At 72.7% G+C, this 14,347-nt stretch carries 13 protein-coding genes and 1 other RNA gene; 10 read left to right on the forward strand and 4 right to left on the reverse strand.

The window, feature by feature from the left end; genetic code table 11:
• The first annotated feature begins 5 nt into the window (after window positions 1–5).
• The 7 genes from ABKA19_RS05245 (at window position 6) to thiL (ending at window position 6,418) form a co-directional block, all read left to right on the forward strand.
• The gene (locus tag ABKA19_RS05245) at window positions 6–485 is read left to right on the forward strand and encodes a GNAT family N-acetyltransferase (RefSeq protein WP_353687966.1); all 480 of its coding nucleotides are present in this window, start codon (window positions 6–8) and stop codon (window positions 483–485) included.
• 29 nt (window positions 486–514) lie between these two features.
• Window positions 515–1,576: a bifunctional diaminohydroxyphosphoribosylaminopyrimidine deaminase/5-amino-6-(5-phosphoribosylamino)uracil reductase RibD gene (ribD, locus tag ABKA19_RS05250; RefSeq protein ID WP_353688054.1), complete on the forward strand. Its 1,062-nt coding sequence runs from the start codon at window positions 515–517 to the stop codon at window positions 1,574–1,576.
• 829 nt (window positions 1,577–2,405) lie between these two features.
• A complete protein-coding gene (locus ABKA19_RS05255; RefSeq protein WP_353687967.1) occupies window positions 2,406–3,053 on the forward strand; it encodes a riboflavin synthase in 648 nt (215 codons plus the stop codon).
• Window positions 3,050–4,144 carry a 3,4-dihydroxy-2-butanone-4-phosphate synthase gene (gene ribB / locus ABKA19_RS05260; protein WP_353687968.1) on the forward strand — a complete coding sequence of 365 codons (1,095 nt, stop codon included), beginning with the start codon at window positions 3,050–3,052 and terminating at the stop codon, window positions 4,142–4,144. The genes ABKA19_RS05255 and ribB overlap by 4 nt, the downstream gene beginning before the upstream one ends.
• A 220-nt stretch (window positions 4,145–4,364) precedes the next feature.
• Entirely contained in the window at window positions 4,365–4,832 is a 468-nt protein-coding gene (gene ribH / locus ABKA19_RS05265) for a 6,7-dimethyl-8-ribityllumazine synthase (RefSeq protein WP_162376216.1), read from the forward strand.
• Window positions 4,829–5,302, forward strand: coding sequence for a transcription antitermination factor NusB (gene nusB / locus ABKA19_RS05270; protein WP_162376215.1), 474 nt, complete (start codon window positions 4,829–4,831; stop codon window positions 5,300–5,302). Before ribH ends, nusB begins: the two co-directional genes overlap by 4 nt.
• A 111-nt stretch (window positions 5,303–5,413) precedes the next feature.
• Window positions 5,414–6,418: a thiamine-phosphate kinase gene (gene thiL, locus ABKA19_RS05275; RefSeq protein WP_353687969.1), complete on the forward strand. Its 1,005-nt coding sequence runs from the start codon at window positions 5,414–5,416 to the stop codon at window positions 6,416–6,418.
• A gap of 229 nt (window positions 6,419–6,647) precedes the next feature.
• On the opposite strand, the gene ABKA19_RS05280 is transcribed toward thiL, so the two are convergent.
• From ABKA19_RS05280 to ABKA19_RS05295, 4 genes are all read right to left on the reverse strand, one after another.
• On the reverse strand, window positions 6,648–7,859 hold the full coding sequence (locus tag ABKA19_RS05280; protein WP_353687970.1) for a MalY/PatB family protein: 1,212 nt from the start codon (window positions 7,857–7,859) through the stop codon (window positions 6,648–6,650).
• 75 nt (window positions 7,860–7,934) lie between these two features.
• Entirely contained in the window at window positions 7,935–9,320 is a 1,386-nt protein-coding gene (locus ABKA19_RS05285; RefSeq protein WP_353687971.1) for an FAD-binding oxidoreductase, read from the reverse strand.
• 254 nt (window positions 9,321–9,574) lie between these two features.
• Window positions 9,575–9,973, reverse strand: a complete 399-nt coding sequence (locus ABKA19_RS05290) for a YraN family protein (protein WP_353687972.1) — start codon at window positions 9,971–9,973, stop codon at window positions 9,575–9,577.
• A complete protein-coding gene (locus ABKA19_RS05295; RefSeq protein ID WP_353687973.1) occupies window positions 9,963–11,732 on the reverse strand; it encodes a penicillin-binding protein activator in 1,770 nt (589 codons plus the stop codon). Before ABKA19_RS05295 ends, ABKA19_RS05290 begins: the two co-directional genes overlap by 11 nt.
• A 73-nt stretch (window positions 11,733–11,805) precedes the next feature.
• Here ABKA19_RS05295 and rsmI point away from each other — a divergent pair, with 73 nt between their 5' ends.
• From rsmI to mraZ, 3 genes are all read left to right on the forward strand, one after another.
• Window positions 11,806–12,636, forward strand: coding sequence for a 16S rRNA (cytidine(1402)-2'-O)-methyltransferase (gene rsmI / locus ABKA19_RS05300; RefSeq protein WP_353687974.1), 831 nt, complete (start codon window positions 11,806–11,808; stop codon window positions 12,634–12,636).
• A gap of 533 nt (window positions 12,637–13,169) precedes the next feature.
• Window positions 13,170–13,522: RNase P RNA component class A (gene rnpB / locus ABKA19_RS05305), an RNA gene on the forward strand.
• Window positions 13,523–13,890: 368 nt separating this feature from the next.
• Window positions 13,891–14,337 (forward strand): division/cell wall cluster transcriptional repressor MraZ, encoded by a 447-nt coding sequence (mraZ, locus tag ABKA19_RS05310; protein WP_353687975.1) that lies wholly within the window; start codon window positions 13,891–13,893, stop codon window positions 14,335–14,337.
• The last annotated feature ends 10 nt before the right edge of the window (window positions 14,338–14,347 follow it).

Consider the following 14,347-nt stretch of genomic DNA (forward strand, 5'->3'; position numbering starts at 1 on the left):
CAGCCATGCGCATCGCCTGGCTGCGCGACCACCCCTGGCACGTGGACGCCCTGGCCGCCGCCCACGTCGAGGCGTTCGGCGCGCTGCTGCCGGACTGGACGCTCGCCCAGGCGGCCGACGAACTGCGCAGCCACACCCGCGCCTGCGCGATTCCCTCGACCCTGCTGGCGCTGGACGGGCAGGGCGACTGGCTCGGCTCGGTGAGCCTGCTGCAGGAAGACCACGAACACATCCGCCAGTACTCGCCGTGGCTGGCCAGCCTGTACGTGCGGCCACAGGCGCGCGGGCAGGGCGTGGGCGCCGCGTTGGTCGCGCGCTGCGTGGCCGAGGCCGCCGCGCTCGGCGTGGCCCGGCTGTACCTGTACTGCACCGGGACCGTGGCGGACTGGTACCGCAGGCTGGGCTGGCGCGACCATGCCACGGTGGTGCTCGGTCCGCTGCAGGTGCAGGTGATGGCGGTGGACTGCGCAGGGCTGGAGCGGTGAGCCGGTTCGATCCTGCCGACCAGCAGGGGATGGCGCATGCGCTGGCGCTGGCCGCGCGCGGCCTGTACACCGCCCGCCCCAACCCGATGGTCGGCTGCGTGATCGTGCGCGACGGCGAAGTCGTCGGCGAGGGCTGGCATCCGCGCACCGGCCAGCCGCACGCGGAGGTGTTCGCGCTGCGCGCGGCCGGCGACCGTGCGCGCGGCGCAACCGCGTACGTGACCCTGGAGCCTTGCGCCCACCACGGCCGCACGCCGCCCTGCGCCGAAGCGCTGGTCGCCGCGGGCGTGTCGCGGGTCGTGGCGGCGATGCGCGACCCGTTCCCGCGCGTGGACGGCGCCGGCTTCGCCCGCCTGCAGGCCGCCGGAATCGAAGTGGCCGCCGGCCTGATGGAGACGCAGGCGCGCGAGCTCAACCGCGGCTTCCTCTCGCGCATCGAGCGCGGCCGGCCATGGCTGCGGATCAAGCTGGCCGCCAGCCTGGACGGACGCACGGCGTTGTCCAGCGGCGAATCGAAGTGGATCACCGGCGAGGCCGCGCGCGCCGACGTGCAGCGCTGGCGCGCGCGCAGCGCGGCCATCCTCACCGGCGCCGACACCGTGCTGGCCGACGATCCGGCGCTCACCGTGCGCCTGGGCGGTGACGGCGAGTTCGTGCCGCCGCTGCGGGTGGTGGTCGACACCCGGCTGCGCAGCCTGGGCCAGTCGAAGGTGCGCGATGGCGCCGCGCCGACCCTGTACCTGCACGGCCCCGATGTCGTGCCGGCGCAGGTGGAAGGCGCCGAGTACGCGCGGTTGCCGCTGCGCGATGGCCATGTCGACCTGGAGGCGGCGCTGCGCCTGCTCGGCGGACGCGGCGTCAACGAGGTCCAGGTCGAGGCCGGCCCTGCGTTGTGCGGCGCGCTGCTGCGTGCCGGCCTGGTCGACGAAGTGCTGCTGTACCAGGCGCCGCTGCTGCTGGGCGATACCGCGCGCCCGCTGTTCGCCGGGTTGGGCATCGAGGCGATGGCCCAGCGCCTGCCATTCACCCTGGTGGACGAGGCCCGCCTCGGCGACGACCGCCGCCTCCTGCTGCGGCCCGCCACCCCGTAGGAGCCCATCCTCATGGGCGACCCGATGCCGCCGGATCCGCGAGGACGCGGCCCGTCCCGGGTGCCTCGGGTCGCCGATAAATCGGCTGGCCCTCCAGACCAATCCCGCCCGTGTAGGAGCCCATCCTCATGGGCGACCCGATGCCGCCGGATCCGCGAGGACGCGGCCCGTCCCGGGTGCCTCGGGTCGCCGATAAATCGGCTCCTACAGTGGCCCTCCAGACCAATCCCGCCCGTGTAGGAGCCCATCCTCATGGGCGACCCGACCCCGCCGGTTCCGCGAGGGGGCGCCACCTCTCCGAGTGATAGCTCGCCGAAAAAGCGGCGCCTGCACACCCCGCATCCCGGACTAGACGGCCACCCGCCACCGGCAAGCCTGCGACGCCTCCGGACGCACCGTTCCAGCCAGCGCCGGGCCGCGGCCCGGAGTCGTTTCCCCGCCTGCGGTAGAATGCCCGCGCCGGCCTGCCGGCGATCCAATCAACAGAACGTCTTCAGGGCGGGGTGGAATTCCCCACCGGCGGTAGGCGCGGTTCCCCCGGCATCCAGCAGGGGCGCGGCGCGAGCCCGCGAGCGCTCCCGCGAGCACGGTGCCTTGCAGGCCGTCGCGACCGGGAGGTCAGCAGATCCGGTCCAATGCCGGAGCCGACGGTTGCGACGTGGCCCTGGCCGCGTCCTAGAGTCCGGATGAAAGAAGATGCCGCCGCCTGGCCCATGCCGGGCGTCGCGTGCGTGTCCCGGGACGTCTTCGCCCTTCAGCGGAAGACGCACATGCCAATGTCCTTACATGCCACCCGTCCCAGTCCCCTGTCCACCAGGGAGGGGCGCTGATGTTCACCGGAATCATCGAGGGCGTCGGCCGCCTGGCCGCGCGCGAGCCGCGCGGTGGCGACGTCCGCTTCACCTTCGCCACCGGCTCGCTGCCTTGGTTGGGCGGGCCCGGGGAAGACGTGCGCCTGGGCGAAAGCATCGCGGTGAACGGCGTCTGCCTGACCGTGGTCGCGTTCGACGCCGGCTCGTTCCAGGCCGACGCATCCACCGAGACCCTGGCCCTGACCACGCTCGGCACGCTGGCCGAAGGCGCCGCGCTGAACCTGGAACGGGCGATGCGACCGAGCGACCGGCTGGGCGGCCACCTGGTCAGCGGCCATGTCGACGGCATCGGCCGGGTGCTGTCGGTGCATGACGATGCGCGTGCGCAGCGCTGGCGCTTCGCCGCGCCGGCGCCGCTGCTGAAGTACGTCGCGAAGAAGGGCTCGATCTGCGTGGACGGGGTCAGCCTGACCGTCAACGCGGTCGATGGCGAAGGGTTCGAGGTCGCGCTGATCCCGCACACCGTGGCGCACACGCGCTTCGCCGAAACGGCGGTGGGCGATGCGGTGAACCTGGAGATCGACCTGGTCGCGCGCTACGTCGAGCGCCTGCTCGGCGCGCGCGCGGCCGTCGATGCCGCCGGCGGCGAGGGAGCGCAGGCATGAACTTCGCACCCGTTCCCGAGCTGCTGGAAGAGATCCGCGCCGGCCGCATGGTGGTGATCGTCGACGACGAGGACCGCGAGAACGAAGGCGACCTGATCATGGCCGCCGAGCTGGTGCGCCCGGCCGACATCAACTTCATGGTCACCCACGCCCGCGGCCTGGTCTGCCTGTCGCTGACCCGCGAGCGCTGCGCGCAGCTGGGCCTGGCGCCGATGGTGCAGACCAATACCGCGCAGTTCCAGACCAACTTCACCGTCAGCATCGAGGCGGCCGAGGGCGTGACCACCGGCATCTCCGCGTACGACCGGGCGCACACGATCCGCACCGCGGTGCGTCCGGATGCCAGGCCGTCCGACCTGAGCCAGCCTGGCCACATCTTTCCCCTGGCCGCCCAGCCCGGCGGGGTGCTGACCCGCGCCGGCCACACCGAGGCGGCCAGCGACCTGCCGATGCTGGCGGGGCTGGAGCCGGCCGGGGTGCTGGTGGAGGTGATGAACGCCGACGGCAGCATGGCCCGGCGCCCGGAGTTGGAAGTCTTCGCGCGCGAGCACGGCCTGAAGATGGGTTCGATCGCCGAGCTGATCGCCTGGCGGCTGGCCACCGAGCACACCGTGGAGCGCATCGACGAGCGCGAGATCGATACCGAGTTCGGCCCGTTCCGGCTGCTGACCTACCGCGACCGCATCGCCCACGAGCTGCACTTCGCCCTGGTCCGCGGCACCCCCGAGCGGGACGTGCCGACCCTGGTGCGGGTGCAGGTGGAGAACCCGCTCAGCGACCTGCTGCACTGGCGCCGCGACGACTTCGGCGTGCACGCCACCGATGCCCTGCGGGCGATCGCCGCCGAAGGGCAGGGGGTCATGGTCGTGCTGTCCGAGCCGCGCAATGCCGAAGCGCTGCTGGCGCGGCTGCGCAAGCAGCCGGAGCTGAAGACCAGTACCAAGGACGTCGGCCAGTGGCGGCGCAACGGCGCCGGCGCCCAGATCCTGGCCGACCTGGGCCTGGGCCGGCTGCGGGTGCTGGGCACCCCGCGCAGGCAGGTCGGGCTGGCCGGCTACGGCCTGGAGGTCGTCGAGTACGTCACCCTGTAGAGCGGGGCTCCGCCCCGCTGCTTTCCGCGACGTCGCTCTGCCACGCGTGGGCAGCCGGGCAGAGCCCGGCTCTACGACGTCGCTCCGCCGGATGGGCAGCCGGGCAGAGCCCGGCTCTACGAGGTCGCTCCGCCGCGCGTGGGCAGCCGGGCAGAGCCCGGCTCTACGGGTTCCGGCCGGCTCCGTTAAACTGTCCGACCCCCGAGGAATCCACGTCCCCATGACCCTGTACGAAGGCGACCTGCGCCTGCCGGCCGACGCCCGCTTCGCGATCCTGGCCAGCCGCTGGAACGCGCGCATCACCGACGCCCTGGTCGCCGGCGCCCGCCGCTGCCTGGCCGGGAACGGCGTGCCCGACGAGGCGGTGGACGTGGTCCGCCTGCCGGGGGCCTGGGAACTGCCGCTGGCCGCCCAGCGCCTGGCCACCGCTGGTGCCCACCGGGCGCTGATCGTGCTCGGGTGCGTGGTCCGCGGCGACACCCGCCATTACGAACACGTCGCCGACCTCTGCGCGCAGGGCCTGATGCGGGTGGCGCTGGACACCGGCGTGCCGGTGCTCAACGGGGTGCTGGCGGTGGAGAAGTTCGAGGATGCCGAGGCGCGCGCCGGCGGCAGCCACGGCAACAAGGGCGAGGAAGCGGCGCTGGCCGCGCTGGAAATGGTCAACCTGCTGGAGCACCTGCGATGAACCGTCCCTACCGCCCGCGCACGGGTGTCGATCCGGTGCTGCGCGGGCGCGCGCGCCGCCGCGCGTTGCAGGCCATCTATGCCTGGCAGATCTCCGGCGGCACGACCCAGCAGGTGATCGCCCAGTTCGCCCACGAGCAGGCGCACGAAGTGGCCGACCTGGAGTACTTCGAGGACCTGGTCCGCGGCGTGCTGGCCGAACGCGCGGGCCTGGACGCGGCGCTGGCGCCGCACCTGGACCGCACGGTCGAGGAGGTCGACGCGATCGAGCGCGCGGTGCTGCGGCTGGCGGCCTACGAGCTGCTGCACCGTCCCGACGTGCCTTATCGCGTGGTCCTCAACGAGGCCATCGAGATCGCCAAGCGCTTCGGTTCCGAACACGGCCATACCTACGTCAACGGCGTGCTGGACCGGGCCAGCGCCGACTGGCGCGCGGTCGAGGTGCAGGCCGGGCGCAACAGCCGCGGCTGAGACTGCCCGCGGCGGCCGCGGTCGTCGCTCCGGGGCGCGGGTTCGGCCCGCCGCCGACGGCGGCAGGCGACGCCCGCCACCCCGTCCGGTGAATGCGGGCAAGATGGCGCCATGGCCGAATTCGACCTCATCGCACTCATCCGCTCGCGCGCCGCCGCCAGCACGGGCTCCATGCCCGGAAGCGGCGAAGGCGTCGTCCTGGGCATCGGCGACGATGCCGCGCTGCTGCGCATGCCCGTCGGCCACGAACTGGTGGTCACCGCCGACACCCTGAACGAGGGCGTGCACTTCCCGGCCGGCACGGCACCGGCCGACATCGGCTGGAAGGCGCTGGCGGTGAACCTGTCCGACCTGGCGTCGATGGGCGCGCGGCCGGCCTGGTGCACGCTGTCGCTGTCGCTTCCACGGGAGGACGCCGGCTGGGTATCGGCCTTCGTCGACGGATTCCAGGAACTGGCCGCGATGCACGGCATCGCGCTGGTGGGTGGCGATACGACCCGGGGGCCGCTGTCGATCGCGGTCACCGCGATGGGTTGGGTGGAATGCGGCGCGGCGCTGCGGCGCGACCGCGCCCGTCCGGGCGACGACGTCTGGGTCAGCGGCACGCTGGGCGACGCGGCGGCGTCGCTGGCGCTCGACGGACATGTGCCGCCGGCCTCCGGCGAGCCGCTGCCGGCGGTCGATCCGGCCACCGCCGCCTGGCTGGGCGACCGCCTGCGGCGGCCGCGGCCACGGGTTGCCGCGGGCCGCGCGCTGATGGGCCTGGCGCATGCCTGCGTCGACGTGTCCGACGGGTTGCTGGCCGACCTGGGCCACGTCTGCGAGCGCAGCGGCGTCGGCGCCGAGGTATGGGTCGAGCGGCTGCCGGCGTCGTCGGCGCTGCAGCGCGCCTTAGGCGGGCGGCGGACATCGTTCCAGGCCACCGGCGGCGACGATTACGAGCTGTGCTTCACCGCACCGGCCAACCTGCGCGAACCGGTCAGCCTGGCGCTGGAACAGGCCGGCGTCGAGGCCACCCGGATCGGTCGCATCGTGGCCGGCGAAGGCGTGCGTGCGCTGGCGGCCGACGGCACGCAATGGCGCTCGCCGCAGTCCGGATACGTGCATTTCGGCTGACCTGCTCCTTCGCAGCGCCTCCCGCTTGTAGGAGCCGATTTCATCGGCGACCCGACCCGGTCGGCACGCGCGGCTCGCACGCACCCCGATGCCCGTGTCGCCGATGAAATCGGCTCCCGCCACCGTCGTGGCGGCTTGCCTGCAGGAGCCCATCCAGGGGCGGGCCGGGAGTCTGGAGAACCTGGGCGTCGCCTGTGCCGGCGGCGTCGGGTCGCCGATGAATCGGCTCCTACAACGCGGCGACGGCGGCCGCCATGCGTTCGACGGCCTCGACCAGCAGCGGCCGTGGCATCGCGAAGTTCAGGCGTACATGGCCTTCGCCGCCCTCGCCGCATTCGGCACCGTCGGTCAGCGCGACCCGGGCGTGCCGGCGGAAGAACAGGTGCGGCGCGCCGTCGAGCCGAAGTGCGCGACAGTCCAGCCAGGCCAGGTACGTGCCCTGCGCTTCGATGTAGCCGACCTGTGGCAGGCGCTGGCGCAGCAGCCTGCCGAGCAGGTCGCGGTTGCCCTGCAGGTAGCCCAGCACCGGTCCCAGCCACGCGTCGCCGTCGCGCCAGGCGGCGGTATGGGCCACGACCCCGAGGGTCGAGGTGCTGTTGCCGGCGAAATGGCCCACCTCGCGCCAGCGTTGCAGGTCGTCGGGCCGGGTGAATATCAACTGCGCGCATTTCAGGCCGGCCAGGTTCCAGGCCTTGGAAGCGGAGACGGCGGTGATCGCCTGCCGCGCGGCATCGGCCGAGACGGTGGCATAGGGCACGTGGCGATGCCCCGGGTAGACCAGCGGCGCGTGGATCTCGTCGGCGAACACCCGCGCGCCGTGGCGCGCGGCGATCGTAGCGATGCGTTGCAGTTCCGCGCGCGCGTAGACCTTGCCGATCGGGTTGTGCGGATTGCACAGCAGCAGCATGCGCGCGCCGGCGGCGAAGGCGGTGTCGAGCGCGGTTTCGTCGAGGCTCCAGTCGCCTTCACCGCGCAGCATCGGCACCTGCGCCACCGGATGGCCGAGTAGTGCCAGCAGGGGCAGGAAGGGCATGTAGCACGGGACCGGCACCGCGACCATCGCGCCGGCCGGCAGGTAATGGCGGCAGGCGACCTCCAGCGCCCCGAGCACGTCGGGAACCGCGCGGATCATGTCGGCCGGCACGTCCCATCCATGATGCCGCTGCTGCCAGCGTGCGCAGGCTTCGGCCATGACGCGCAAGGGCGCGGCGGAAAGGTAGCCGACCTGGCCGCGCTCCACCGCCTCGTGCAGCGCATCGCGGATCGGCGGCGCGATGCCGAAGTCCATCTCGGCGACGAAGGCGCCGATGCAGTCCGGGAAGGCGCGCCACTTCAGGCCGCCGCCGGCGCGCAGCTGGTCCAGCGTGATCGCGTCGAATGCCGAGGTGTCCAGCGCCGTTCTCCGTCCGTCTGCGCCCTCATTGTAGGAGCCGATCCTCATCGGCGACCCGATGCCCCGTCGGTGCCCGCCTCGTCTCGCGACCCGAGTCGCCCTGTCGCCCATGAGGATGGGCTCCTACAGCGGCGGCAGCACCTTGCCGGGGTTGAGGATCCCGTCCGGATCCAGGGCGGCCTTGATCGCCCGCATCGCCGCCAGGGTCGGCGCGTCGAAGGCGCGTTCCATCCAGTCGCGCTTGGCCACGCCGATGCCATGCTCCCCGGACAGGGTGCCGCCCAGCGACAGCACCAGTGCGAACACCCGGGGCAGCGCGGCCTGCGCGCGCGCGGTTTCGGACGCGTCGTCGGGGCGGTACATGATGTTGACGTGCAGGTTGCCATTGCCGGCATGGCCGAAGACCACGATCGGCAACGACGCCTCCGCCGACAGCGCCTCGACGCCCGCCACCAGGTCCGGGATGCGCGACACCGGCACCACCACGTCCTCGTTGATCTTGCCCGGCGCGATCGTGCGCAGCGCCGGCGAAAGCGCGCGCCGCGCCGCCCACAGCCGATCGCGTGCGCTGCCGTCGACGGCCACGTCCAGCGCGACCAGTCCGTCGCCTTCGGCCGCGTCGGCCAGGGCCTGCAGCGCCGGCAACAGGGTGTCGTCGTCGCCATCGGCCTCCACCAGCAGCATCGCGCCGGCGTCGGGGACGTCGCTGCCATTGCGCCGCAGCAGCGCGATCGCGCTGGCATCCATGAACTCGAGCATCGCCGGCACCTGCGGCTGCGCCATCAGCCGTGCGACCGCGGCCGCCGCGGCCGCCGCATCGCGGTAGAAGGCGCGCAGGCCCGCCTGCGCCTTCGGTCGCGGCGCCAGCTTCAGCGTCGCCTCCACGATCAGGGCGAGCGTGCCTTCGCTGCCGACCAGCAGGTGGGTGAGGTCGTAGCCGGTGGCATTCTTGGTCCACGGACCGCCGCAGCGGATGATCTCGCCTTCGCCGGTGACCGCGACCAGGCCGAGCACGTTGTCGCGGGTGGCGCCGTACTTCACCGCCCGCGGCCCGCCGGCGTTGCAGGCGAGGTTGCCGCCGATCGTGCAGCGGTCGGCGCTGGAGGGATCCGGGGGCCAGAACAAGCCGTGCGGTTGCAGCGCCTGCTGCAGGTCGCCGTTGAGCACGCCCGGTTCGACCACCGCGCAGCGGTCGCCGGGGCGGATCTCGATGATCCGGTCCATGCGCGCGAAGGACACCACCACGCCGCCGGCGAACGGCACCGCCGCGCCGGTCGTGGCGGTGCCCGCACCGCGTGCGACCACCGGAACGCGATGCGCGCGGCAGGCCCGCACGATCGCCGCGACCTGCTCGCGGTCGCGCGGCAACGCCACCGCATCGGGCATCGCCGACAGGCGCGAGTCGTCCTCGGCGTGCGCTCGGCGCATCTGCTCGCCGGTCAGCCAGCTGTCGGGGCCGAGCAGGGCGGCCAGTGCGGCATCGAGCGGGGCGGGCAGGGATGGGGGCATCGGAAGGTCGTGGGCGTGGCCGCGGCAGCCAGACCATGATGCCCGTTTTGCGGATGGGCGGATTCATCGCTCGCACGACGCCGGTCGGCGTGTCCGTGGCGCCTCGCGAGTCGATATGCCTGTGTCGCCCATGAAGATGGGCTCCTACAGGGCGCGCCGGGTTTTGTAGGAGCCGATTCATCGGCGACCCGGGGCCGTCGGCACGGGTGACGCCCTCGCAGGTCCGACGCCGGGTCGCCGATGAGGATTGGCCCCTACAGGTCGTCGAGCCGGAATGCGTCCTTCAGCCAGCGGATCGCCGGCGCGGCCGGATCGCCTTCCGACTCGACCACATCGAAGCGGCACGGCAGCTGCGCCAGTCGCGGGTGGCTGCCCAGGTACAGCTGCGCCGCCCGGACCAGGCGGCGGCGCTTGGCCGCGTCGACCGACGCGAATCCACCGCCGAACGAGCTGGCGCGGCGGTGGCGCACCTCGACGAACACCAGCGTGTCGCCGGTGCGCCCGGGCTCGAGCATCACCAGGTCCAGCTCGCCGCCGCGATATCCGACGTTCGTCGCCAGCGTGCGCAGGCCGGCGGCCTCGAGCTCGGCGCGCGCGGCCGCTTCGGCCCGTGCGCCGCGGATGCGCCGGTCGCTGCCGGTGTCAGCGGCCACTGCCGGCCAGCGGCACCGGCACGCCGCCGCTGAAGATCGACCACTGCGGTTGCCGCACCACGTTGCCGAAGCCGTCCAGGCGCAGCGTCCCGGTGGCGCCGGCCAGTTCGCCGTCGCTGCGCGTCACCAGCCGCTCGAGATAGGCGCTGATCAGCCAGGCGTCGTAGCCGAAAGCGAACAGGCGCGCCGCCGCGCCGCGTGCGGTCGGCAGCATCTCGGAAACCTGGCTGTAAGGCGGAAGCCCGGCCACGCCACGCGCCGGCCAGGCTTCGCCCGGGAACACGATGCCGTCCAGCACCACGTCCTCGCTGGCCTTTCCGGTGCCCGACAGCAGCTGCGATGCTGCCACCCGGGTCCGCGACGATAAGCCGGCCGTCGCCAGTTGCGGCGCCAGCGCGCGCGCCTGCGCGCCGCGCACGGCGAGGAACACAGAATCGGCGCCTGCGACGGCGGCCTGGACCAGCTGCGCCGACACGTCGCCGACATTTCCGCTGGCATCGGGCTCGCCGACGCTCACCACGCCTACGACGCTGCCGCCGCGCTCGCCCAGGCGCGCGCGGAAGGCATCCACCGCGCGGCGGCCGTTGTCGTCGCTGCCGCCGATCACGACCACCTTGCGGTGCTCGCGCGCCAGCAGGTAGTCGGCTGCGGCGATGCCGTCGTCCTCCGGCGCCAGCGAGAAGGCCAGGTGGCCTGGCGGGGGCGCGACGTTGCCGCGGTTCAATGCCAGGCTGGGCACGCGGGCATCGGCCTGGGCGAACACCGCGCCGACTTCGTCGCGGCCCAGTGGACCGACCACGTAATCGTTGCCTTCGGCCACGGCCCTGGCGTAGGCCGCCACCGCGCCGGCCGGCGTGCCGGTGGTGTCATAGAAGGTGACCGGCGGACGCGCCCGGCCCTCGGCGTGGTAGCCGGCGAGCAGGCCGTCGCGGACCGGACCGGACGCGGTCGCCATCGGCCCGGACAACGGCAGCAGGACCGCCAGCTTGCGCGGCGGGCGGTATCCGTCGGCCGCTGCCGGCGCGCGCTGCGAGAAATCCCAGCTCTCGCCGGTGTCGAACGGGCGCGGCAGCGGCAGGCCGCGGCGCACCAGCGCGCGGCCTGCGAAGTTGTACAACGGGTCGCCGGCGGGCAGGGCGGCGGCGCGCGCAGCCAGGGTGGCATCGTCCAGCGAGGACAGCAGGCGCTCGATCTCGCGCCGGTTGCCGTCGCGCGCCTCGCCCTGCAGTCCGGCATCGGCACGGGCACGGGCGCCGGCGGCAGCGGCGATATCGCCACCGGCCTCCAGGCCCTGGCCCTGCGCGAGGTGCCAGCGTGCCTGCAGCGCTGCCGGCAGGGTGGCCGGGTCGCTGCCCGCGAGCGCCGCGGTCGCCGCGGCAGGCTGCCTGGCGGCCACCGCCAGTTCGGCCTGCAGCAGGGCGAAGCGGGCCCGGCTGGCGCCACCGGTGCGGCGCACGTCGACCTGGGCGGCCAGGCTGCGCGCCTTCGCGTCGTCGCCGGCCTCGTGCCAGGCAAATGCGGCGTCGGCCAGCAGCGCGTTGCGCGCGTTGCCCCGGGCCGCGGCCGCGAGCGCTTCCAGCCGCTGCGCCGCGTCGCGGGCCTGGCCCTGCTCGAGCTGGGCCAGCGCGGCGGCGTGTTCGGGAGCGGTGGCGGGCGTGGTGGACACGCTGGCGCAGCCGGCGGCAAGCAGCACGGCCAATGCCGGCGCGAGCCAGCGCAGGCGGTGGAGGGGCGGGGCGGGCGATGCGGGGTTCGGCATGTCCATCCGTCGGGCCGGGCCTGTGGGGAATAGGGCTTAGGATTCTACCTTCCACGTGCTGCCTGGACCTGTGATGCCCGCCGCCACCCTGCATGTCGTCGCCACGCCCATCGGCAACCTCGGCGACCTGTCGCCGCGCGCCCAGCAGGTCCTGCGGGAGGTCGCCGCGGTCTGTGCCGAGGACACCCGGCGCAGCGGCCAGTTGCTGGCGCACTTCGGCATCGGCACGCCGTTGCTGGCCCTGCACGAACACAACGAGCAGCAGCTGGCCGAACGCCTGGTCGCGCGCCTGCTGGGTGGGGAGGCGCTGGCCCTGGTCAGCGATGCCGGGACCCCGCTGGTCAGCGATCCGGGTTATCGCCTGGTCCGCGCCGCGCGCGCGGCCGGGGTGAAGGTCAGCCCGGTGCCGGGGCCGTCGGCGCTGGTCGCGGCGCTGAGCGTGGCCGGCCTGCCGAGCGACCGCTTCACCTTCGAGGGCTTCCTGCCGGCGAAGGCGTCGGCCCGGCGCGAACGGCTGGCGGCGCTGGCCGGCGAACCGCGCACGCTGGTGTTCTACGAGTCTTCGCACCGGATCGAGGAGTCGCTGGCGGACCTGCGTGCCGCGTTCGGCGATGACCGGCCGGCGGTGCTGGCGCGGGAGCTCACCAAGCTGTTCGAAACGGTGCTCGACGGCACCCTGGCCGACCTGCATGCGCGGGTGGCGGCCGATGCCGACCAGCGCAAGGGCGAGTTCGTCCTGGTCGTGCAGGGCGTGGGCGAGGACGCCGACGCGAAGCTGGCCGAAGGCCGCCGCGTCCACGCGATCCTGGCCAGGCAGCTGCCGCCGTCGACCGCTGCCAAGCTCGCGGCCGAGATCACCGGCGCGCCGCGCAAGGCGCTCTATGGTGCGGGCTCGGACGATTGAGCCGCCGGCGGCGGTCGCGCTTCAGGAGCCGCAGCGCCGCAACCGCAACTGCGTACGTGTGGTTGGCTTCTGATGGAGCCGTGGCGACCCGAGGGGGATTGCGGCCGCCTCGACGGCACATCCCTGTGCCGACTCGCCGGCGTGGCCATCCATGGCCACTCCCGCAATCCCCCTCGGCCCGCCACGTCTTCGGGAGCTTCCAGGTCGCGGCTCCGATCGTGTCGCTTCATGCCGCGGCGCGACCCTGGTTCCCGGAGTGGAGAGAAGCAGCGCCCTTGACGCCTCCCGAGGACGCCATGCCCTGGGGGTGGGGCGCAAGTGGCACATGGATGTGCCACGACCCGAGTAAAGACAGGATGTCGTCCCGAGGGATGCGCCCCACCCCCAGGGCATGGCGGCCCCCGAAGGCCCGATGCTCCGCTTTCCCGCTTTCCCTGAGCGACGCTGACGATGGGTCGGGGCGACTCCCGGTCCTGCATCCCCGCGGTCGGATTCTGGGGTATTCATCGCCGAAGCCGTAGAATGCCCAAGGCGGAGTCGGCCAGACAGTCGCGTCACTTCTTCGGGAGTGCCGAGGAAAGTCCGGGCTCCACAGGGCACGGTGCCAGGTAACGCCTGGGCGGCGCGAGCCGACGGAAAGTGCAACAGAAAGATACCGCCGAACGGTTCTCCGGAATGCGTGGCAAGGGTGAAATGGTGCGGTAAGAGCGCACCGCGAGCCTGGCAACAGGCCGGCACGGCAAACCCCACCGGGAGCAAGGCCAAATAGGGACCCCATGACGTCGCCCGCGTCGGGTCCGGGTAGGCTGCTCGAGCGTAACGGTGACGTTGCGCCTAGAGGAATGACTGTCCACGACAGAACCCGGCTTACCGGCCGGCTCCGCCACCTCTGTTCGCGCTCCGCCCGCCCGGGCGGAGCGCCGCGGTCGCGCCACACGGCGCACCTTTCGATGAATACGCAGCGCCGGGTTGCCCGGGAAGGCGGCCCGGCGCGACGCGTTTTTCGCGCAACTCACAAGGCCTTCACAAGCGCCAAATCTCAAAATTTGAGACTAAACAGCGACTTGTGGAAAACCCTTGAACTTGTCTGTGAACATCGCTGCAACTCATTGACGCGACAGGCGATTTTTTCCTTCGAATCCTGTTGACAACCCTGTTGGTGACTCCTAAGGTGGACATTCGTGGGGAAACCGGGATTTCTGTGGTTTTCCGTGATTGAATGGCATCCCAGAACGGGGTCGGGCAGCAGCGAACGTGTTCCAGGGCGAGACCGCCATCACTGTGGACGACAAGGGGCGGGTGGCCATTCCCACGGCCTACCGCGATGCCGTCGCGCGTGAATGCGGCAACCGGCTGGTCATCGCCTACAACCCGTTCGAGGCCGGCTCGCTCTACCTGTACCCGTTCGAGGAGTGGGAGCGGGTGCGCGATGCGGTCAACGCGCTGCCCAGCACCCGCGCCGCCCACCGCAGCCTGCAGCTGAAGCTGGTGGGCGCGGCCACGCCGGTGGAGCTGGACGGCAACGGCCGGATCGGCATCCCGGCCAGCCATCGCAGCGCGGTGGGCATCGAGAAGAAGGCCGTCCTGCTGGGCATGGGCGACAAGTTCGAACTGTGGAGCGAGCAGGCGCATCACGCGCAGATCCGCCGGACCCTGTCCGACGACGATCTGAGCGAGCACATGCTCGACCTGAAGTTGTGATGGCGGGGGA

It is taken from the genome of Pseudoxanthomonas sp. Soil82, assembly GCF_040446535.1.
In the GTDB taxonomy this organism is placed as follows: domain Bacteria; phylum Pseudomonadota; class Gammaproteobacteria; order Xanthomonadales; family Xanthomonadaceae; genus Pseudoxanthomonas; species Pseudoxanthomonas kaohsiungensis.

What these genes read in the sequence shown, in the direction of transcription:
- ABKA19_RS05245 (WP_353687966.1), top strand. Translation starts at nt 6, where the DNA reads ATGCGCATCGCCTGGCTGCGCGACCACCCCTGGCACGTGGACGCCCTG.
- ribD (WP_353688054.1), top strand. Translation starts at nt 515, where the DNA reads ATGGCGCATGCGCTGGCGCTGGCCGCGCGCGGCCTGTACACCGCCCGC.
- ABKA19_RS05255 (WP_353687967.1), top strand. Translation starts at nt 2,406, where the DNA reads ATGTTCACCGGAATCATCGAGGGCGTCGGCCGCCTGGCCGCGCGCGAG.
- ribB (WP_353687968.1), top strand. Translation starts at nt 3,050, where the DNA reads ATGAACTTCGCACCCGTTCCCGAGCTGCTGGAAGAGATCCGCGCCGGC.
- ribH (WP_162376216.1), top strand. Translation starts at nt 4,365, where the DNA reads ATGACCCTGTACGAAGGCGACCTGCGCCTGCCGGCCGACGCCCGCTTC.
- nusB (WP_162376215.1), top strand. Translation starts at nt 4,829, where the DNA reads ATGAACCGTCCCTACCGCCCGCGCACGGGTGTCGATCCGGTGCTGCGC.
- thiL (WP_353687969.1), top strand. Translation starts at nt 5,414, where the DNA reads ATGGCCGAATTCGACCTCATCGCACTCATCCGCTCGCGCGCCGCCGCC.
- ABKA19_RS05280 (WP_353687970.1), bottom strand. Translation starts at nt 7,859, where the DNA reads ATGAGGATCGGCTCCTACAATGAGGGCGCAGACGGACGGAGAACGGCG.
- ABKA19_RS05285 (WP_353687971.1), bottom strand. Translation starts at nt 9,320, where the DNA reads ATGCCCCCATCCCTGCCCGCCCCGCTCGATGCCGCACTGGCCGCCCTG.
- ABKA19_RS05295 (WP_353687973.1), bottom strand. Translation starts at nt 11,732, where the DNA reads ATGCCGAACCCCGCATCGCCCGCCCCGCCCCTCCACCGCCTGCGCTGG.
- rsmI (WP_353687974.1), top strand. Translation starts at nt 11,806, where the DNA reads ATGCCCGCCGCCACCCTGCATGTCGTCGCCACGCCCATCGGCAACCTC.